Origin of the sequence: Streptomyces vietnamensis (assembly GCF_000830005.1) — a bacterium.
Lineage (GTDB): Bacteria > Actinomycetota > Actinomycetes > Streptomycetales > Streptomycetaceae > Streptomyces > Streptomyces vietnamensis.
In genome coordinates this window covers 1,791,062-1,807,963 of sequence record NZ_CP010407.1, presented here as the reverse complement: position 1 = coordinate 1,807,963, position 16,902 = coordinate 1,791,062, and the positions used below count along the sequence as shown (strand labels likewise).

At 71.2% G+C, this 16,902-nt stretch carries 19 protein-coding genes and 1 tRNA gene; 10 read left to right on the top strand and 10 right to left on the bottom strand.

All coding sequences use genetic code 11. The features are described from left to right. Window positions 1-43 precede the first annotated feature (43 nt). The 5 genes from SVTN_RS07900 to SVTN_RS07880 are packed head-to-tail and all read right to left on the bottom strand — an operon-like array spanning window position 44 to window position 2,781. The gene (locus SVTN_RS07900) at window positions 44-361 is read right to left on the bottom strand and encodes a DUF202 domain-containing protein (RefSeq protein ID WP_041128422.1); all 318 of its coding nucleotides are present in this window, start codon (window positions 359-361) and stop codon (window positions 44-46) included. Then, window positions 358-753, bottom strand: a complete 396-nt coding sequence (locus SVTN_RS07895; RefSeq protein ID WP_041128421.1) for a YidH family protein — start codon at window positions 751-753, stop codon at window positions 358-360. The genes SVTN_RS07900 and SVTN_RS07895 overlap by 4 nt, the downstream gene beginning before the upstream one ends. A 60-nt stretch (window positions 754-813) precedes the next feature. After that, window positions 814-1,335, bottom strand: a complete 522-nt coding sequence (locus SVTN_RS07890) for an NUDIX domain-containing protein (RefSeq protein ID WP_041128420.1) — start codon at window positions 1,333-1,335, stop codon at window positions 814-816. 30 nt (window positions 1,336-1,365) lie between these two features. Then, window positions 1,366-2,130: a glucose 1-dehydrogenase gene (locus tag SVTN_RS07885; RefSeq protein WP_041128419.1), complete on the bottom strand. Its 765-nt coding sequence runs from the start codon at window positions 2,128-2,130 to the stop codon at window positions 1,366-1,368. Window positions 2,131-2,151: 21 nt separating this feature from the next. After that, window positions 2,152-2,781, bottom strand: coding sequence for a TetR/AcrR family transcriptional regulator (locus tag SVTN_RS07880; RefSeq protein ID WP_041128418.1), 630 nt, complete (start codon window positions 2,779-2,781; stop codon window positions 2,152-2,154). A gap of 82 nt (window positions 2,782-2,863) precedes the next feature. Between SVTN_RS07880 and SVTN_RS07875 the strand changes: the two genes are divergently transcribed. After that, a complete protein-coding gene (locus tag SVTN_RS07875) occupies window positions 2,864-4,519 on the top strand; it encodes an FAD-binding dehydrogenase (protein WP_041128417.1) in 1,656 nt (551 codons plus the stop codon). A gap of 130 nt (window positions 4,520-4,649) precedes the next feature. Continuing rightward, the gene (locus SVTN_RS07870) at window positions 4,650-5,534 is read left to right on the top strand and encodes a TIGR03619 family F420-dependent LLM class oxidoreductase (protein WP_041128416.1); all 885 of its coding nucleotides are present in this window, start codon (window positions 4,650-4,652) and stop codon (window positions 5,532-5,534) included. Window positions 5,535-5,587: 53 nt separating this feature from the next. Here the strand turns inward: SVTN_RS07870 and SVTN_RS07865 are convergent, their stop codons facing one another. Both SVTN_RS07865 and SVTN_RS07860 read right to left on the bottom strand, forming a co-directional pair. Further along, on the bottom strand, window positions 5,588-6,985 hold the full coding sequence (locus SVTN_RS07865; RefSeq protein WP_041128415.1) for a GntP family permease: 1,398 nt from the start codon (window positions 6,983-6,985) through the stop codon (window positions 5,588-5,590). Between the two features lie 60 nt (window positions 6,986-7,045). Continuing rightward, window positions 7,046-7,570 carry a gluconokinase gene (locus SVTN_RS07860; RefSeq protein ID WP_041128414.1) on the bottom strand — a complete coding sequence of 175 codons (525 nt, stop codon included), beginning with the start codon at window positions 7,568-7,570 and terminating at the stop codon, window positions 7,046-7,048. A 157-nt stretch (window positions 7,571-7,727) separates the two neighbouring features. On the opposite strand from SVTN_RS07860, the gene SVTN_RS07855 reads away from it, so the two are divergent. The 4 genes from SVTN_RS07855 to SVTN_RS07840 all read left to right on the top strand — a co-directional run bounded on the left by SVTN_RS07855 (window position 7,728) and on the right by SVTN_RS07840 (window position 11,907). After that, window positions 7,728-8,429 carry a FadR/GntR family transcriptional regulator gene (locus SVTN_RS07855; protein ID WP_041128413.1) on the top strand — a complete coding sequence of 234 codons (702 nt, stop codon included), beginning with the start codon at window positions 7,728-7,730 and terminating at the stop codon, window positions 8,427-8,429. 179 nt (window positions 8,430-8,608) lie between these two features. Continuing rightward, window positions 8,609-10,069 (top strand): amino acid permease, encoded by a 1,461-nt coding sequence (locus SVTN_RS07850; RefSeq protein ID WP_041128412.1) that lies wholly within the window; start codon window positions 8,609-8,611, stop codon window positions 10,067-10,069. Between the two features lie 123 nt (window positions 10,070-10,192). Then, window positions 10,193-11,278 carry an S-(hydroxymethyl)mycothiol dehydrogenase gene (locus SVTN_RS07845; protein WP_041128411.1) on the top strand — a complete coding sequence of 362 codons (1,086 nt, stop codon included), beginning with the start codon at window positions 10,193-10,195 and terminating at the stop codon, window positions 11,276-11,278. After that, window positions 11,278-11,907 carry an MBL fold metallo-hydrolase gene (locus SVTN_RS07840; RefSeq protein ID WP_041128410.1) on the top strand — a complete coding sequence of 210 codons (630 nt, stop codon included), beginning with the start codon at window positions 11,278-11,280 and terminating at the stop codon, window positions 11,905-11,907. The genes SVTN_RS07845 and SVTN_RS07840 overlap by 1 nt, the downstream gene beginning before the upstream one ends. Here the strand turns inward: SVTN_RS07840 and SVTN_RS07835 are convergent. Both SVTN_RS07835 and SVTN_RS07830 read right to left on the bottom strand, forming a co-directional pair. Then, window positions 11,891-12,817: an RluA family pseudouridine synthase gene (locus SVTN_RS07835; protein ID WP_041128409.1), complete on the bottom strand. Its 927-nt coding sequence runs from the start codon at window positions 12,815-12,817 to the stop codon at window positions 11,891-11,893. The genes SVTN_RS07840 and SVTN_RS07835 overlap by 17 nt on opposite strands. A gap of 66 nt (window positions 12,818-12,883) precedes the next feature. Then, window positions 12,884-12,971, bottom strand: a tRNA-Leu gene (locus tag SVTN_RS07830). 208 nt (window positions 12,972-13,179) lie between these two features. Here SVTN_RS07830 and SVTN_RS07825 point away from each other — a divergent pair. The 3 genes from SVTN_RS07825 to SVTN_RS44750 all read left to right on the top strand — a co-directional run bounded on the left by SVTN_RS07825 (window position 13,180) and on the right by SVTN_RS44750 (window position 15,841). Then, window positions 13,180-14,505 carry a M20/M25/M40 family metallo-hydrolase gene (locus SVTN_RS07825; protein WP_041128408.1) on the top strand — a complete coding sequence of 442 codons (1,326 nt, stop codon included), beginning with the start codon at window positions 13,180-13,182 and terminating at the stop codon, window positions 14,503-14,505. Between the two features lie 128 nt (window positions 14,506-14,633). Beyond that, window positions 14,634-14,867 carry a chaplin ChpH gene (gene chpH / locus SVTN_RS07820; RefSeq protein WP_015032475.1) on the top strand — a complete coding sequence of 78 codons (234 nt, stop codon included), beginning with the start codon at window positions 14,634-14,636 and terminating at the stop codon, window positions 14,865-14,867. Window positions 14,868-15,007: 140 nt separating this feature from the next. Beyond that, window positions 15,008-15,841, top strand: a complete 834-nt coding sequence (locus tag SVTN_RS44750) for a chaplin (RefSeq protein ID WP_041128407.1) — start codon at window positions 15,008-15,010, stop codon at window positions 15,839-15,841. A gap of 74 nt (window positions 15,842-15,915) precedes the next feature. On the opposite strand, the gene SVTN_RS07810 is transcribed toward SVTN_RS44750, so the two are convergent. Then, a complete protein-coding gene (locus SVTN_RS07810) occupies window positions 15,916-16,104 on the bottom strand; it encodes a DUF5703 family protein (RefSeq protein ID WP_017241661.1) in 189 nt (62 codons plus the stop codon). A 47-nt stretch (window positions 16,105-16,151) separates the two neighbouring features. Between SVTN_RS07810 and SVTN_RS07805 the strand changes: the two genes are divergently transcribed. Further along, on the top strand, window positions 16,152-16,832 hold the full coding sequence (locus SVTN_RS07805; RefSeq protein ID WP_041128406.1) for a hypothetical protein: 681 nt from the start codon (window positions 16,152-16,154) through the stop codon (window positions 16,830-16,832). Window positions 16,833-16,902: the final 70 nt, after the last annotated feature.

Below are 16,902 nucleotides of genomic sequence, written 5' to 3'. Positions count from 1 at the left end.
GTCCGACCAGCGGGTAGGCCATTCGGGTGCGCGCCCGGCGGACCTACCAGATCACGGCCGCCCCGATGACGGCGAGCGCGATGGTGCACACCGCCGCGAGCAGCGCGCCCCGGTGGGAGAGCGGGACCGGCCGGGCCGCGTCCAGGGAACGGATCCGGCGGTGGGCCACGGCCAGGAAGGCGATCCACACCAGGGACGACAGCGCGAGCCCGGTCAGCTCCCGCGCCGTGACCTCGTCGCTGACGGTCAGCTTCACGGCGAGCACCGCGACGACCGTGCACGACAGGGTCGTACGCCGCCACGCGAGCCGGGTCCGCTCCGGCTGGAGCCCGGGATCCCGGGTCTCGCCGGCCGTACTCACCGCCCGGCCCAGCCGAAGACGACGAGCACCACCATCGCGAGCGCCACCGCGGCCACCGCGAGGCTGAGCACGGCGGGGAACCGGGACACGGGCAGGTCCTCGCCGCGCCGCATCGCGCGCTCGCAGCGCACCCAGTGGTTCACCGCCCGCAGGGCGCACAGCACACCGGCGGCGAGCAGCGCGAGCGCGAGCCCGACGCGCACGCCCCAGCGGAGGTCCGGCAGGAACTGGTCGACGGCGAAGCCGCCGCCGACGAGGGCGAGCGCGGTCCGGATCCAGGCCAGGAAGGTCCGCTCGTTGGCGAGGGAGAAGCGGTAGTCGGGGGTGTCGCCCTCGTCCCGGATCCGCCGCGGTGCGAACCACAGCCGCAGGCTCTGCACGAAATCGCTCACCCGTGCACCCTAACGGTCGGATGATCGGACCGCCGGGCCTCGGACTCCCGCGCCGGACGGTCAGCCCGCCGTGTGCCCGCCCCGGCCCTGCAGCAGCTCGTACGCCGCGAGGCCGTCCGGCACCCACTCCCAGGTGCCGAGGCGTTCCTCCAGCTCCCCGTCCGTCAGGAAGGCGTGCCAGGCGACCTCCTCCACCTGCGGGTCGACCGGCAGGTCGCAGCGGACCTCGTAGACCGCCGACCACCACTTCCCGTCCCCGTTCCCGGAGTCGAACAGGAACGTCAGGACCGGCTCGGGCCGGGGCAGTCCGGAGACCCCGAGCTCCTCCTCGGCCTCGCGCAGCGCGGCCTCGTCGTAGGACTCGCCCGCGCCGACGACACCGCCGACGAACATGTCGTACAGGGAGGGGTACGACAGCTTCGTCGACGTCCTGCGGTGGACGAAGGTCCGGCCCTCGGCGTCCCGGACCCGGATGAAGACGCAGCGGTGGGTCAGGCCCCGCGCGTGCACCTCACCGCGCGGGGCCCGACCGATCACCCGGTCGTTGTCGTCGACGACGTCCACGATCTCTTCAGCGCTCATGCGCCCATGAAATCACCGCGCCGTGAAACGTCACTGCCCCATGACGTACTTGATCGTCGGACCGGTCGTCCAGCCGCCGTCCACGGCGAGCTCCGCGCCCGTCACGTACGAGGCGGCGTCCGAGAGCAGGAAGACGACCGCGCCCGCGATCTCGTCGGCCTCGCCGACCCGGCCCATCGGCGTGTTGGGGTACTTGCCCTCGCCGCGCTCGATGCCGACGGAGGCCGTCATCGGGGTGTAGGTCATGCCGGGGTGGACGGAGTTGACGCGGATCTTCGCCGTGCCGAGCTCCACCGCGCCGATCTTCGTCAGGCCGCGCACGCCCCACTTGGAGGCGCCGTACCCGGCGGTCAGGGCCAGGCCCATCAGGCCCGCGGCCGAGGAGATGTTGACGATCGAGCCGCCGCCGGCCTCCTTCATCGCCGGGATCGCGGCCTTCATGCCGATGAAGACACCGGTCAGGTTGATGTCGAGGACCTTGCGGAAGTGCTCGACGGACTCGGTCTCCAGGAGGGCGCCGGTGGAGATGCCGGCGTTGTTCACCAGCCCGTGCAGCGCGCCGAACTCCGCCACGGCGAAGGCGACGGCCGCCGCCCACTCCTCCTCGGAGGTCACGTCGTGGTGGAAGAAGCGGGCCCGCTCGCCGAGCGCCTCGGCGGTGGCCTTGCCGTCCTCGTCGAGGACGTCGGTGATCACGACGTTCGCGCCGGAGGCGACGGCCAGCTTGGCGGCCTCGGCGCCCAGGCCGCGGGCGCCGCCGGTGATGAGCACGGTCTTGCCGGTGAGGTCGTTCATGTGAGGTCCCTTTCAGCGGGGTCAGACGCTCCGGGGCTGTGCGGCCCGGAGAAGCGCGGTGGTCGTCTCGACGAGGTCGGCGAGGAAGAGGGGCTCGTCCGTGAGGGGCTCGGTGCCGTCGAGGTACTGCCGGGCGCGGTCCGCCATGGCCGCGCCGACCACGGTCAGCGCCAGGTCGAGGCGCTCCAGGAGCAGGGGCTCGGGGAGTCCGTCGGCGGCCAGGCGGTCGGCGATCCGCTCGATGAGCCGCCAGTAGACGGTGCCGGCGAGCGTGGGATGGGGGGTGCGGGTGCGGACGCCGCTCTCGTGGCTGAGCTGCGCGGAGATCCGCAGGCAGCGGCGGCCCCGGTCGGTGCGCAGCTCACTGGCCTCGGCGGCGACGAGCGCGGCGATCAGCTGCTTCAGGTCCTCGCCCGCGTCGTCCAGGAGGGGCGCGAGCACCTGTTCCGTACGGGTCTGGCGGCCGGCCATGACGGCGTCGAGCAGTCCGGCGCGCGAGCCGAAGTGGTACTGCACCGCGGAGGGGTTGGCCTGTCCGGCCAGCTTCACGATGTCCCGCAGCTGTGCGCCGTCGACGCCCTGTGCGGCGAAGAGCTCCTCCGCCGCGCGGATCAGTTTGTCCCGGGTCTCGGGCCCTGACGTCCTCGCCATACGTTCATATTAATGCTCGACATTAAAAAAGCGAAAGGGTGGACGGTTGACTCGATACATCCGTGTATCCAAGATGCGGTCCATGTCCTACGACGCTGATGTGATCGTGATCGGGGCGGGCCTCGCCGGCCTCGTCGCCACCGCCGAGCTGGTCGACGCCGGCCGCACCGTGATCCTCCTCGACCAGGAACCCGAGCAGTCCCTCGGCGGCCAGGCCCACTGGTCCTTCGGCGGCCTGTTCCTCGTCGACTCGCCCGAACAGCGCAGGATGCGCGTCAAGGACAGCCACGCCCTCGCCCTCCAGGACTGGTACGGCACCGCGGACTTCGACCGCACCGAGGACCACTGGCCGCGGAAGTGGGCCGAGGCGTACGTCGACTTCGCCGCCGGCGAGAAGCGCGCCTGGCTCCACGCGCGCGGGGTGCGCTTCTTCCCCGTCGTCGGCTGGGCCGAGCGCGGCGGCTACGACGCGAACGGCCACGGCAACTCCGTACCCCGCTTCCACATCACCTGGGGCACAGGACCCGGCCTCGTCGCCCCCTTCGAGCGCAGGGTCCGCGAGGGCGCCGCCCGCGGCCTCGTCGACCTCCGCTTCCGGCACCGCGTCACCGGACTCGGCCGCACCGCCGGAGCCGTCGACACGGTCTCCGGCGAGATCCTGGCCCCCTCCACCGCCACCCGCGGCACCGCGTCGAGCCGCGAGGCCACGGGCACCTTCGAACTGCGCGCCCAGGCCGTGATCGTCACCTCCGGCGGCATCGGCGGCAACCACGACCTCGTCCGCGCGCAGTGGCCCGCCCGGCTCGGCACCCCGCCCGCCAAGCTGCTCTCCGGCGTCCCCGCCCACGTCGACGGACTGATGCTCGGTGTCGCCGAGAAGGCCGGCGCCCGCCACATCAACCGCGACCGGATGTGGCACTACACCGAGGGCATCGAGAACTGGAACCCCATCTGGGCCCGGCACGGCATCCGCATCCTGCCCGGACCGTCCAGCCTCTGGCTGGACGCCACGGGCAAGCGCCTGCCCGTCCCGCTCTTCCCGGGCTTCGACACCCTGGGCACCCTCGAACACATCATGCGGACCGGCCACGACCACACCTGGTTCGTCCTCGACAAGCGCATCATCGGCAAGGAGTTCGCGCTCTCCGGCTCCGAACAGAACCCCGACCTCACCGGCAAGTCCGTCCGGGACGTCCTCGGCCGCGCCCGCGCCGACGTACCGGCCCCCGTCCAGGCCTTCATGGACCACGGCGTCGACTTCGTCGTCGAGGACGACCTCTCCGCCCTCGTCCGCGGCATGAACGCCCTCACCGACGAGCCGCTGATCGACGAGGCCGCCCTGCGCCGCGAGCTCATCGCCCGCGACCGCGAGATCACCAACCCCTTCACCAAGGACCTCCAGGTCACGGCGATCCGCGGCGCCCGCAGGTACCTGGGCGACAAGCTGATCCGCACGGCCGCCCCGCACCGCATCCTCGACCCGAAGGCGGGCCCGCTGATCGCCGTACGCCTCAACATCCTCACCCGCAAGTCCCTCGGCGGCCTGGAGACCGACCTCGACTCCCGCGTCCTGACGGAGGGCGGCGAACCCCTGGACGGCGTGTACGCGGCGGGCGAGGCGGCCGGCTTCGGCGGCGGCGGAGTCCACGGCTACCGCTCCCTCGAAGGCACCTTCCTCGGCGGCTGCATCTTCTCGGGCCGCGCGGCGGGCCGGGCGGCGGCCCGGGCGGTGAGCTGAAACCGTCCCCGGGCGGTGAGCTGAAACCGACGGCGAAGGCGGTCGACCGACGGGCCCCGCCCGGCACGTGACGCGGCTCACACGCCGAGCCCTTCGTGTCGCGCCCCTCCCCGCCGCCCAGGATGAGGCCATGGAGATAGGCATCGCACTGCCCCAGTACGGCACCCACGCCCGCGCCGACCGCATCGCGGCCTTCGCGCGCGACGCCGAGGACGCCGGGTTCGACTCGTTCTGGGTCGGCGACCGCGCCCTGACCCCGGTCGCCCCCAGCGACCTCTATCCGGGGCACACCCCGGAGAACCCGTACCCCCACCAGTACAAGACCTTCCTCGACCCGCTGACCGTGCTCACCGTCGCCGCCGCCTCGACCTCCCGCGCCCGGCTCGGCATGAGCACCCTCAACGGCCCCTGGTACCCGCCGGCCCTGCTCGCCCGCTCCCTCACCTCGCTCGACCAGGTCAGCGGCGGACGCCTGGACGTCGGACTCGGCATCGGCTGGCTGCGGGACGAGTACACCGCCGTCGGCGCCGACTTCGGCCGGCGCGGCGCCCTCCTCGACGAGCTGCTCGACGTCCTCCACGGCTTCTGGACCCAGGAGGAGTTCGGTCACGAGGGACCCCACTGGACGATCCCCGCCTCGTACGTGGGCCTGCGCCCCGTCCAGCCCGCCGGACCGCCCGTCTACCTCGGCGGCTTCAGCCCGGCCGCCCTGCGCCGGGTCGGCCGCCGGGCCGCCGGCTGGGTCGGTGCCGTCCTGCCGCCCGGGATGGCCGAGGGCCTGTGGGACGTGGCGCGGCGCGCCGCCGAGGAGGCGGGCCGAGACCCGGGGGCGCTGCGTCGGCAGATCCGGTACAACCCCGCCCCCGGCGCCACGGCGGACGCGATCGCCGCCGTGCTGGCGGGCGTGCGCGACACCGGCGCCGACGGTTGCTTCGTCGACCTCCAGCAGTCGGTCGACTCGCCCGAGGAGGCGCTGGAGCTCGGGATCAAGGTCCTGGACCTGCTGCGGGGCTGAGTACGACGGAGGGGCCCCGGATGTCCGGGGCCCCTCCGTGCGTACGAGATCGGCTACAACACCAGCGACAGCAGCAGCACGAACACGATGCCGACGACCGAGATGATCGTCTCCATCACCGACCAGGTCTTGATCGTCTGGCCGACGTTCATGCCGAAGTACTCCTTCACCAGCCAGAACCCGGCGTCGTTGACGTGGCTGAAGAAGAGCGAACCGGCACCGATGGCGAGGACGAGCAGCGCCGTGTGGCTGGTCGACATGCCCTCCGCGAGCGGAGCCACCAGGCCCGCCGCCGAGATCGTCGCCACCGTGGCCGAGCCGGTCGCGAGCCGGATCGCGACCGCGATCAGCCAGGCGAGCAGCAGGGCCGGGATCGACCAGTCCTTCGAGAAGTCGAGGATCATCTGGCCGACGCCGATGTCGATCAGGGTCTGCTTGAAGCCGCCGCCCGCGCCGACGATCAGCAGGATGCCGGCGATGGGGGCGAGGGACTTCTCGACGGTCGAGTTCAGCCGCTCCTTGGTGAAGCCGGCCGCGCGGCCCAGGGTGAACATGCCGACTATGACGGCCGCGAGCAGGGCGATCAGCGGCGAGCCGATGACGTCGGTGACCTTCTGGACGCCGTTCTCCGGGTCGTCGACCACGATGTCGACGAGCGCCTTGACCAGCATCAGGGCGACCGGCAGCAGGATGGTCGCGACGGTGACGCCGAAGCCGGGACGCTTCTCCAGGTCCTCGGAAGGGCGTGTGGGGATCATCTTCTCGGGGGCCTTGATGTCCACCCAGCGGGCGGCGTACCTGGAGAAGACCGGACCGGCGATGATCACCGTCGGGATGGCGACGACGAGGCCGAGCGCGAGGGTGACGCCCAGGTTGGCGCCGACCGCGTCGATCGCGACGAGCGGGCCGGGGTGCGGCGGGATGAGCCCGTGCATCACGGAGAGGCCGGCCAGCGCCGGGATGCCGATCCGCATCAGGGAGTAGTTGCCGCGCTTGGCGACGAGCAGCACCACCGGGATCAGCAGCACGATGCCGACCTCGAAGAAGAGCGGCAGGCCGATCACGGAGGCGATGAGGACCATCGCCCACGGCATGGACCGCTTGCTCGCCTTCGCCAGGATCGTGTCGACGATCTGGTCGGCGCCGCCGGAGTCGGCGAGCAGCTTGCCCAGGATCGCGCCGAGCGCGATGAGCACGCCCACGCCGGCCACGGTGTTGCCGAGTCCGGTGCTGAACGACTTGATGGTGTCCGCGAGCGGGGCACCCGCGAACGCGCCGAGCGCCAGCGAGCCGATGGTCAGCGCCAGGAACGCGTGCAGCTTGAACTTGGTGATGAGCAGGACGATGACGGCGATGCCGGCGAGCACGGCGATCCCGAGCTGGGCGTTGCCTGCCGAGGTGATCGGTTCGGCGGCGTCCGCTGCCAGGATCTCGACGCTGAGACTGGTCACGGTGGTGTCCTTCGTACGGGCAGGAATCGGGGGACGGGGGTACGGGGGGTACGGGGAGGGTCAGCCGGCCAGGCCGCGCAGGGCGGCGACGGCGCGGGCGGTGATCTCCTCCGGGGTGCCGGAGACGTCGACGGCGACGCCGGCCTCGTCGTCCTGCAGCGGCTGCAGGGTGGCGAACTGGGAGTCGAGGAGCGCGGTGGGCATGAAATGGCCCTTGCGTGCGGCCATCCGCCCCTCGATCAGCTCCCGGTCACCGGTCAGATGCAGGAAGACGATCCCGGGCGCGGCGGCACGCAGCCGGTCCCGGTAGATCCGCTTGAGCGCGGAGCTGCTCACGACCCCGCCGAGCCCGGCCCGGCCGTGCGCCCACTCCCCGATGGCGTCCAGCCAGGGCCCCCGGTCCGTGTCGTCCAGCGGGATGCCGGCCGACATCTTGGCGACGTTGGCCGCCGGGTGGAAGTCGTCGCCCTCGGCGTACGGCAGACCGAGCGCCTCCGCGACCAGCGGACCGATGGTGGTCTTGCCGGTCCCGGCGACGCCCATCACGACGACGACCGGGGGAGCGGAGAGGGGGGTGGTGCTCATGGGGGGTGCCTCGCTGTCTTCTTCGACATCGATTCGGTGAATCCGTCGCGCTCATGAAACCCATTGGGTACGACGTATTCAAGAGTCTGTGACATAAAAGTCGTACTTTTAATTCCCGGGTGTGATCACACGCGCCCGCGCGCATAGGCTGATCGCCATGACGACACCGGCCCAGGGGCTCCACTCACACGTCCTGGCCACCCTGGGTCTCGCGATCACCGCCGGGGAGTACCCGCCGGGCACCGTGCTGCGCACCGACGAGCTCGCCCAGCGCTTCGACGTCTCCCGGACCGTCGTCCGCGAGGTCGTCCGGGTCCTGGAGTCCATGCACCTCGTCGAGTCCCGCCGCCGGGTCGGCGTGACCGTGCTCCCCACGGCCAGCTGGAACGTGTACGACCCCCAGGTCATCCGCTGGCGGCTCGCCGGCGCCGACCGCCCCCGCCAGCTCCGCTCCCTCACCGTGCTCCGCTCGGCCGTCGAACCGGTCGCCGCCGGCCTGGCCGCGCTGAACGCCACCCCGGAGCAGTGCCGCGAGCTCACCGAACAGGCCCTCGGCATGGTCGCCACCTCGCGCGGCCGGCGCCTGGAGGAGTACCTCGTCCACGACATCGCCTTCCACCGGGTCGTGCTCAACGCCTCGGGGAACGAGATGTTCGCCCGCCTCGGCGACGTCGTCGCCGAGGTCCTCACCGGCCGCACCCACCACCACGTGATGTTCGAGGACCCGGACCCGGCCGCCGTCACCCTCCACGTCCAGGTCGCCGAGGCCGTACGGGAGCGGGACGCGGCCCGCGCTGAGGAGCTCACCCGGCAGATCGCGGTCGGCGCTCTCCAGGAGCTGGACGTCCTCGCCCCGTAGTTCACACGGGCGTTACCCGCCCGTAACCTCTGAACTAGCTCAAATAAGGGCGTTCAGTGACATGCGTCACAGTCAGCCGGGTGTCGTTGCCGTGAGGATGTGCGCTGGCCGTGCCGGGGACACCCCCCGCAGGTACGGCCGGGTACCGCACCGTCCCCCTCACGAAGGCGAACAACTCCATGACTGACCGCGTCACCGCGGCCGAGCCGCTGTCCGCCGCTCCGGCGAACCCGGCCGCCGCCCCCCACGTCGACGCAGGCGACGCCGGATACCGCAAGGACCTCAAGTCCCGGCACATCAACATGATCGCCATCGGCGGCGCCATCGGCACCGGCCTCTTCCTCGGCGCCGGCGGCCGCATGTCCCAGGCGGGGCCGTCCCTCTTCATCGCGTACGCCGTCTGCGGCGTCTTCGCCTTCTTCGTCGTGCGCGCCCTCGGCGAGCTGGTGCTCTACCGCCCCTCCTCCGGCGCCTTCGTCTCCTACGCCCGTGAGTTCATGGGCGAGAAGGGCGCCTTCACGGCCGGCTGGCTGTACTTCCTCAACTGGTCGACCACCGCCGTCGCCGACATCACCGCGGCCGCCACCTACGCCCACTTCTGGTCGATGTTCAGCGACATCCCGCAGTGGGTCCTCGCCCTGATCGCCCTCGCGGTCGTCCTCACGGCCAACCTCATCTCCGTGAAGTACTTCGGCGAGATGGAGTTCTGGTTCGCGATCATCAAGGTCGCCGCCCTGGTCGCCTTCATGCTCGTCGGCATCTTCCTCGTCGTCACCTCGCACGACGTCGGCGGTCACACCCCGGGCCTCGCCAACATCACCGACAACGGCGGCATCTTCCCCAACGGCATGATGCCGATGCTGCTGCTCATCCAGGGCGTCGTCTTCGCCTACGCCTCCGTCGAGCTCTGCGGCGTCGCCGCCGGCGAGACCGAGAACCCCGAGAAGATCATGCCGAAGGCGATCAACTCGATCATGTGGCGCGTGGGCCTCTTCTACGTCGGCTCCGTCGTCCTGCTCGCGCTGATCCTCCCGTACACCGCCTACTCCGGCGACCAGAGCCCCTTCGTCACCGTCTTCGACAAGCTGGGCATCCCCGGCGCCGCCGGCGTGATGAACCTCGTCGTCCTCACCGCCGCCCTCTCCAGCCTCAACTCGGGCCTCTACTCCACCGGCCGCATCCTGCGCTCCATGTCGCTCTCCGGCTCCGCGCCCAAGTTCACCGGCGTCATGAACAAGGGCGGCGTCCCCTACGGCGGCATCCTGCTCACCGCGGGCTTCGGCGTCGCCGGCGTCGCCCTCAACTACGTGATGCCCGGCGAGGCCTTCGAGCTGGTCCTCAACTTCGCCTCCATCGGCATCATCGGCACCTGGGCCATGATCATGATCTGCTCGCTGCTCTTCGTGCGCAGCGCCAAGCAGGGCAAGCTCACCCGCCCCGGCTACCAGCTGCCCTGGGCCCCGTACACCCAGATCGTGACCCTGGGCTTCCTCGCGGCCGTCCTCGTCCTGATGTGGATGGACGGCGGCATCAGCCGCACCACCGTGAACTGCCTGCCGCTCATCGCGGCCGCGCTCACCGGCGGCTGGTTCCTGGTCCGCCGCCGGGTCCGCGAGACCTCCGCGGCCCAGCAGGGCTGACGACTCCCCCACGGGAGACGGCGGGACCCCCACAGGCACGGCCTGCGGGGGTCTCGCCTTTTGTCAGGAGATAGTGGTACGCAAGAGCCTTACAAGATCCGGTCGGAGAAAAGGAAGTTCGCGATGCCGCAGCACGTCCAGGGGGTCATCGCCCCCGGCAAGAACGAGCCGGTACGGGTCGAGACGATCGTCATCCCCGATCCCGGCCCCGGCGAGGCCGTCGTGAAGATCCAGGCCTGCGGCGTCTGTCACACCGATCTCCACTACAAGCAGGGCGCGATCAACGACGAGTTCCCCTTCCTGCTCGGCCACGAGGCCGCCGGAATCGTCGAGTCCGTCGGCGAGGGCGTCACGGACGTCACCCCCGGCGACTTCGTGATCCTCAACTGGCGCGCCGTCTGCGGCACCTGCCGCGCCTGTACGCGGGGCCGCCCCTGGTACTGCTTCGCCACCCACAACGCGAAGCAGAAGATGACCCTCCTCGACGGCACGGAGCTCTCCCCGGCCCTCGGCATCGGCGCCTTCGCCGAGAAGACCCTCGTCGCCGCAGGACAGTGCACCAAGGTCGACCCGTCCGTCGCCCCCGAGGTCGCGGGCCTCCTCGGCTGCGGCGTGATGGCAGGCATCGGCGCAGCGATCAACACCGGTAACGTCGGCCGCGGCGACACCGTCGCCGTCATCGGCTGCGGCGGCGTCGGCGACGCGGCCGTCGTCGGCTCCCGCCTCGCCGGAGCCGCGAAGATCATCGCCGTCGACATCGACGACCGGAAGCTGGACAAGGCCCGCGAGATGGGCGCCACCCACACGGTCAACTCCCGCACCTCCGACGCCGTCGAGGCGATCCGCGAGCTCACCGGAGGCTTCGGCGCCGACGTCGTCATCGAGGCCGTCGGCCGCCCCGAGACGTACGAGCAGGCCTTCTACGCCCGCGACCTCGCCGGCACCGTCGTCCTCGTCGGCGTCCCCAGCCCCGAGATGAAGCTGGAGCTCCCGCTCCTCGACGTCTTCGGCCGCGGCGGCTCGCTGAAGTCCTCCTGGTACGGCGACTGCCTGCCGTCCCGCGACTTCCCGATGCTCATCGACCTGCACCAGCAGGGCCGCATCGACCTCGCCGCCTTCGTCACCGAGACCATCGGCCTCGGCGACGTCGAGAAGGCCTTCGCCCGCATGCACGAGGGCGACGTCCTGCGCTCGGTGGTGGTCCTCTGATGGCGGCCCGCATCGACCACCTCGTCACCTCCGGCACCTTCAGCCTCGACGGCGGCACCTGGGACGTCGACAACAACGTCTGGATCGTCGGCGACGACACCGAGGCCCTCGTCATCGACGCCGCCCACGACGCCGGGGCGATCCTCGCCGCACTCGACGGCCGCACCCTGCGCGCCATCGTCTGCACCCACGCCCACGACGACCACATCGACGCCGCCCCGGCCCTCGCGGCCGCCACCGGCGCCCGCATCCTGCTCCACCCGGCCGACCAGCCGCTGTGGAAGCTCACCCACCCCGACCACAGCCCGGACGGCGAGCTCGCCGACGGCCAGGTCCTCACCATCGCCGGCACGGACCTCACGGTCCTCCACACCCCGGGGCACGCCCCCGGAGCGGTCTCCCTGTACGCCCCCGACCTGGGCACGGTCTTCACCGGCGACACCCTCTTCCAGGGCGGCCCCGGCGCGACGGGCCGGTCCTACTCGGACTTCCCGACGATCGTCGACTCGATCCGCGAGAAGCTCCTCACCCTGCCGCCGGAGACGGTCGTCCGCACCGGCCACGGCGACACCACCACGATCGGCGCGGAAGCCCCGCACCTCCAGGAGTGGATCAAGCGGGGCCACTGAGCCGCAGCCGGCTCTCGAAGCGCCTCTCGTCGCCCGTGAACGGGTCGGTGAACTCCAGCGTCCGCGCGAGCAGTCGCAGCGGACGCGCGAAGTCCTCCGGCCCGTCCTCACGGACCACCGGATAGACCGGATCGTCCAGGATCGGCAGCCCCAGGCCGTTCATGTGCACCCGCAGCTGATGGGTCCGCCCGGTCACGGGCAGCAGCCGGTACCGCCCGAGCCCTCCCGCGTGCTCCACCAGCTCGATCCGGCTCTCGGCGTTCGGCTCGCCCGGCACCTCCCGGGCGGCCATCACCCCGCGCTCCTTCTCGATCCGGCTCCGCACGGTCACCGGCAGCTCCACCGCCGGGTCGTACGGCGCCACCGCCTCGTACTCCTTGCGCACGGCCCGGTCCCGGAACAGCGTCTGGTACGCCCCCCGGTCCTCCTCCCGTACGACGAACAGCACGAGCCCCGCCGTCAGCCGGTCGAGCCGGTGCGCGGGCTGGAGGCGCGGAAGCCCCAGGTCACGCCGCAGCCGGGCGAGCGCGGTCTCCGTCACGTGCCGTCCCCGGGGCATCGTGGCGAGGAAGTGCGGCTTGTCCACGACCACGATCCGCTCGTCGCGGTGCACGACCCCGATCGCGAAGGGCACCGGCGTCTCGGCGGGAAAGTCCCGGTGGAACCAGAGGTACCGCCCCGCGGCGTACGGCTCGTCCCCGCCGACGGGACCGTCCGTCCCCACGAAACGCCCGCCGAGCAGCATCTCCTCGATCCGCCCGGCACCGACGGCGGCCCCGTACCGGTCGACCAGGTACTCCCCGACGCTCGCCCAGCCCTTCCCGGGGTCCTCCGGCAGCCGCACCCGCACGGGATCGATCCCGTTCCGCTGGGGGAGGGGCGAAGAGGGGCCCTTGGATCTGCGTCGCACCGGTCCTACCGCCGTGAGTCCTGCTGCCGAAACAAGAAAGACCCCACATGACGTGGGGTCTTTCGATGGTGTCCGAGGGGGGACTTGAACCCCCACGCCCGATAAAGGGCACTAGCACCTCAAGCTAGCGCGTCTGCCATTCCGCCACCCGGACAAGGTGTCTGTCTTCTTGGCCGCTGGGCCCTTCCGACGAGGAAAACCATAGCAAACATTCGGAGCGGTCGATCACCACCCCCGTTCGGCCCCCGTCATGTGACAGCCGCATGTCGGCCGACGGGCGCTCTTGGGCGCCGAGGGGGCCGCGCGGGAGGATGGGTGGGATCACAAGGAATCACGTGGGGCACGTAGTGGGAGGAAGCAGCGTGAGCGAGTCGAACACGGCGCGGGGCATCACCGGCGAGGACGAGGTCGTCGACCTCTGTCGCGACCTCATCCGCATCGACACCAGCAACTACGGCGACCACTCCGGTCCCGGAGAGCGGGCGGCGGCCGAGTACGTCGCCGAGAAGCTCGCGGAGGTCGGACTCGAGCCGAAGATCATCGAGTCGCACAAGGGGCGGGCCTCCACCGTCGCCCGGATCGAGGGCGAGGACCCGTCGCGTCCGGCCCTGCTCATCCACGGCCACACCGACGTCGTCCCGGCCAACGCCGAGGACTGGACCCACCACCCCTTCTCGGGCGAGGTCGCCGACGGCTGCGTCTGGGGCCGCGGGGCCGTCGACATGAAGGACATGGACGCGATGACCCTCGCGGTCGTCCGGGACCGGCTGCGCAGCGGCCGCAAGCCCCCGCGCGACATCGTCCTCGCCTTCCTCGCCGACGAGGAGGCCGGCGGCACCTACGGCGCCCGGCACCTGGTCGACAAGCACCGGGACCTCTTCGACGGGGTCACGGAGGCGATCGGCGAGGTCGGCGGCTTCTCCTTCACCGTCAACGAGAACCTGCGGCTCTACCTGGTCGAGACGGCCCAGAAGGGCATGCACTGGATGCGCCTCACCGTCGAGGGCACGGCGGGCCACGGCTCGATGACGAACAACGACAACGCCATCACGGAGCTGTGCGAGGCCGTGGGCCGCCTCGGCCGCCACGAGTGGCCGGTGAGGGTCACCAAGACCGTCCGCTCCTTCCTGGACGAGCTCTCGGACGCCCTGGGCACCCCGCTCGACCCCGAGGACATGGACGGCACCCTCGCCAAGCTCGGCGGCATCGCCAAGATGGTCGGCGCCACCCTCCGCAACTCGGCCGCCCCGACGATGCTCGGCGCCGGCTACAAGGTGAACGTGATCCCCGGCCAGGCCACGGCGCACGTCGACGGCCGCTTCCTGCCCGGGTACGAGCAGGAGTTCCTGGCCGACCTCGACCGGATCCTCGGCCCCCGCGTGAAGCGCGAGGACGTGCACGGCGACAAGGCCCTGGAGACCAGCTTCGACGGCGCCCTGGTGGACGCCATGCAGCTGGCCCTGCGCGCCGAGGACCCGATCGCCCGCGCCGTGCCGTACATGCTCTCCGGCGGCACCGACGCCAAGTCCTTCGACGACCTCGGCATCCGCTGCTTCGGCTTCGCGCCGCTCCAGCTGCCGCCGGAGCTCGACTTCGCCGGCATGTTCCACGGCGTGGACGAGCGCGTTCCGGTGGACGGCCTCAAGTTCGGCGTCCGGGTCCTGGACCGTTTCCTCGACGCCTGCTGAATTCGCCAGTGTGTTTGTATGTGACCGGAAAGAGTGAATGAACTCGGGGGCTCGTAGCTCCCACCATTCCCCCTCGTTACAGGTGGTGCGGTCCGCGGCTGGGGCCGCATTGCCAACTAGGAGGAATAATGATCAAGAAGGTCGTCGCTGCTGCGGCTGCCACCGGCGGTCTCGTTCTCGCGGGTGCGGGCATGGCCGTTGCCGACGCGGGTGCCCAGGGTGCGGCCATCGGTTCCCCCGGTGTCCTCTCGGGCAACGTCGTCCAGGTGCCGGTCCACGTTCCCGTCAACGTGTGCGGCAACACCGTGTCCGTCATCGGGCTGCTGAACCCCGCCTTCGGCAACACCTGCGTCAACGCCTGACGTTGTGCCTCGCCCCGTGAGGGTGTGAGCCGGTCCGGCCCCGGAGTGCGTGCCATGCACTCCGGGGCCGGTGGCCATTTCCGCCCCGGGCCGTCAGCCCGGTGGCACTCTTTCGAAGCCGAGCAGGCAGGGAACAAGCTATGCGACAGGTCACGCGCAAGGGCCTCATCACCGTCGCGGCCGCCGGAGGCGTTTTCGCCGCCGTCGGCGGCGGATATGCGCACGCCGATTCCGGTGCGTACGGTACGGCCACGAATTCCCCGGGCGTCGCGTCCGGAAATTCCGTCCAGGTCCCGGTGCACGTGCCGGTGAACGCCTGCGGAAACACCGTCAATGTCGTCGGACTTCTCAATCCGGCATTCGGCAACAAATGCGCCAACACCTCCCCGTCCGGTGGCGGCTCCTCCGCCGGTGCGCACACCGGTGACTCCCCGGGCGTGGGCTCCGGCAACAACGTCCAGGTGCCGGTCGACGTGCCGGTGAACGTCTGTGGCAACAACGTCACGGGCGTCGGCCTGGGCAACCCCGTCATGGGCAACGACTGCGCGAACGAGGGAGGGGACACGGGCTACGGGGAGGAAGGGCCGGGTACGCCTGGCACCCCGGGTACGCCTGGGACTCCCGGCACCCCGGGTACGCCTGGGACCCCCGGTACACCTGGGACGCCTGGCACCCCGGGGACTCCCGGTACGCCTGGTACCCCCGGTACGCCTGGCACCCCGGGTACGCCTGAAACTCCCGGCACCCCTGGAACGCCTGGCACCCCTGGTACGCCCGGCCACCCCGGTACCCCCGGCCACCCCGGCAACGAGGGCGGGCCGAACACTCCCGGTACCCAGGTCGTCACTCCGCCGCGGGCCGTCGAGGAGCTCGCCGAGACCGGCTCCGGTTCGCTCGGCGTGATCCTCCCCGCCGGTGCCGGGATGCTGCTGGCCGGCTCGCTGATCTACCGCCGCGCCCGCGGCGCCGCCTGAGCCCGTAGCGCGGTCACGCACCACGCACAGGGGCCCCGCACACCGCGGGGCCCCTTCTCGTTGTCCGTTCCTCGCTACCAGGTCGCCCGGATCTGGCGGATGATCCGCCGCTTCAGCCGCACTCTGCGGCTCCCGTCCCGGTGCAGGCTCAGACGGTCCAACTCCCAGTGTCCGTACTCGGCATGGTCGGTCAGGAGCCGCGTCGCCTCCTTGCGGGAGACACCGCGCGGCACGTACACGTCGACAAATTCGTATTCCGGCATCGCATCTATTGTGCGGGCACGGGCCCGGTACGGATAGCGTCTGTCTCATGTCTGATGCTGCGCAGCCCACCGCTGCCGAGGTACGTGCCGCCGCCGAGGCGGTCAAGACCGCACTGGACCGTCACCTCGCGGCGGTCGAACGCCGCACGGGAGACGACGACACGGCCGTCTACGAAGCCTTCAACGCCCTCGCCGCGGCGGCCGAGGCGTACGACGAACTCCTCTACGACCGCTACGACGAGGTCACCCCCTTCGAGATCCCCGGAGCCGACGGCAACCTGCCGCCGTACGCCGGACCTGACGAACCTCACGCCCTCAGCCTCCTGATCCGCCGCGACTACGCCGTGGCGGAACCGCAACGCCTGCTCGCCCAGGCCCGCCGCGTCGCCGAGCTCGACGGCGACGCGGACACCGCGGTGATCGCCAAGGCCGGCGTCTCGCCGCTCGCCGCTCTCGGCGTGCTCTTCGGCGAGTACGAACCGGACGAGATCGCCTCCCGGCACAAGGAGTTCGGCCTGGAGGAGGGCGACTCCACGCTCTGGGTCACCGCCGCCGAGGAGCTCCCGGAACCGGGGGAGTGGCTGAACGCTCCCTTCGACCACGCCGATCCCGAGCGGATCGTGTGTCGCTTCGACGTCAGCTCCGTCTTCGACGAGGACGAGGACGAGCACGAGGAGGAGGACGAGGACCAGCCCGTGGAGGCGGCGGCCCGCGGCGCGGACGCCTGACAGCCGTCTGCCGGACGGAAAGGGGGCCGGGACGCCGTGTGCGGTGTCCCGGCCCTCCCTCGTTCCTTCC

What these genes read in the sequence shown, in the direction of transcription:
- SVTN_RS07870 (WP_041128416.1), top strand. Translation starts at nt 4,650, where the DNA reads ATGGAGATAGGCATCGCACTGCCCCAGTACGGCACCCACGCCCGCGCC.
- SVTN_RS07850 (WP_041128412.1), top strand. Translation starts at nt 8,609, where the DNA reads ATGACTGACCGCGTCACCGCGGCCGAGCCGCTGTCCGCCGCTCCGGCG.
- SVTN_RS07860 (WP_041128414.1), bottom strand. Translation starts at nt 7,570, where the DNA reads ATGAGCACCACCCCCCTCTCCGCTCCCCCGGTCGTCGTCGTGATGGGC.
- SVTN_RS07875 (WP_041128417.1), top strand. Translation starts at nt 2,864, where the DNA reads ATGTCCTACGACGCTGATGTGATCGTGATCGGGGCGGGCCTCGCCGGC.
- SVTN_RS07890 (WP_041128420.1), bottom strand. Translation starts at nt 1,335, where the DNA reads ATGAGCGCTGAAGAGATCGTGGACGTCGTCGACGACAACGACCGGGTG.
- SVTN_RS07855 (WP_041128413.1), top strand. Translation starts at nt 7,728, where the DNA reads ATGACGACACCGGCCCAGGGGCTCCACTCACACGTCCTGGCCACCCTG.
- SVTN_RS07810 (WP_017241661.1), bottom strand. Translation starts at nt 16,104, where the DNA reads ATGCCGGAATACGAATTTGTCGACGTGTACGTGCCGCGCGGTGTCTCC.
- SVTN_RS07840 (WP_041128410.1), top strand. Translation starts at nt 11,278, where the DNA reads ATGGCGGCCCGCATCGACCACCTCGTCACCTCCGGCACCTTCAGCCTC.
- chpH (WP_015032475.1), top strand. Translation starts at nt 14,634, where the DNA reads ATGATCAAGAAGGTCGTCGCTGCTGCGGCTGCCACCGGCGGTCTCGTT.
- SVTN_RS07880 (WP_041128418.1), bottom strand. Translation starts at nt 2,781, where the DNA reads ATGGCGAGGACGTCAGGGCCCGAGACCCGGGACAAACTGATCCGCGCG.
- SVTN_RS44750 (WP_041128407.1), top strand. Translation starts at nt 15,008, where the DNA reads ATGCGACAGGTCACGCGCAAGGGCCTCATCACCGTCGCGGCCGCCGGA.
- SVTN_RS07845 (WP_041128411.1), top strand. Translation starts at nt 10,193, where the DNA reads ATGCCGCAGCACGTCCAGGGGGTCATCGCCCCCGGCAAGAACGAGCCG.
- SVTN_RS07805 (WP_041128406.1), top strand. Translation starts at nt 16,152, where the DNA reads ATGTCTGATGCTGCGCAGCCCACCGCTGCCGAGGTACGTGCCGCCGCC.
- SVTN_RS07885 (WP_041128419.1), bottom strand. Translation starts at nt 2,130, where the DNA reads ATGAACGACCTCACCGGCAAGACCGTGCTCATCACCGGCGGCGCCCGC.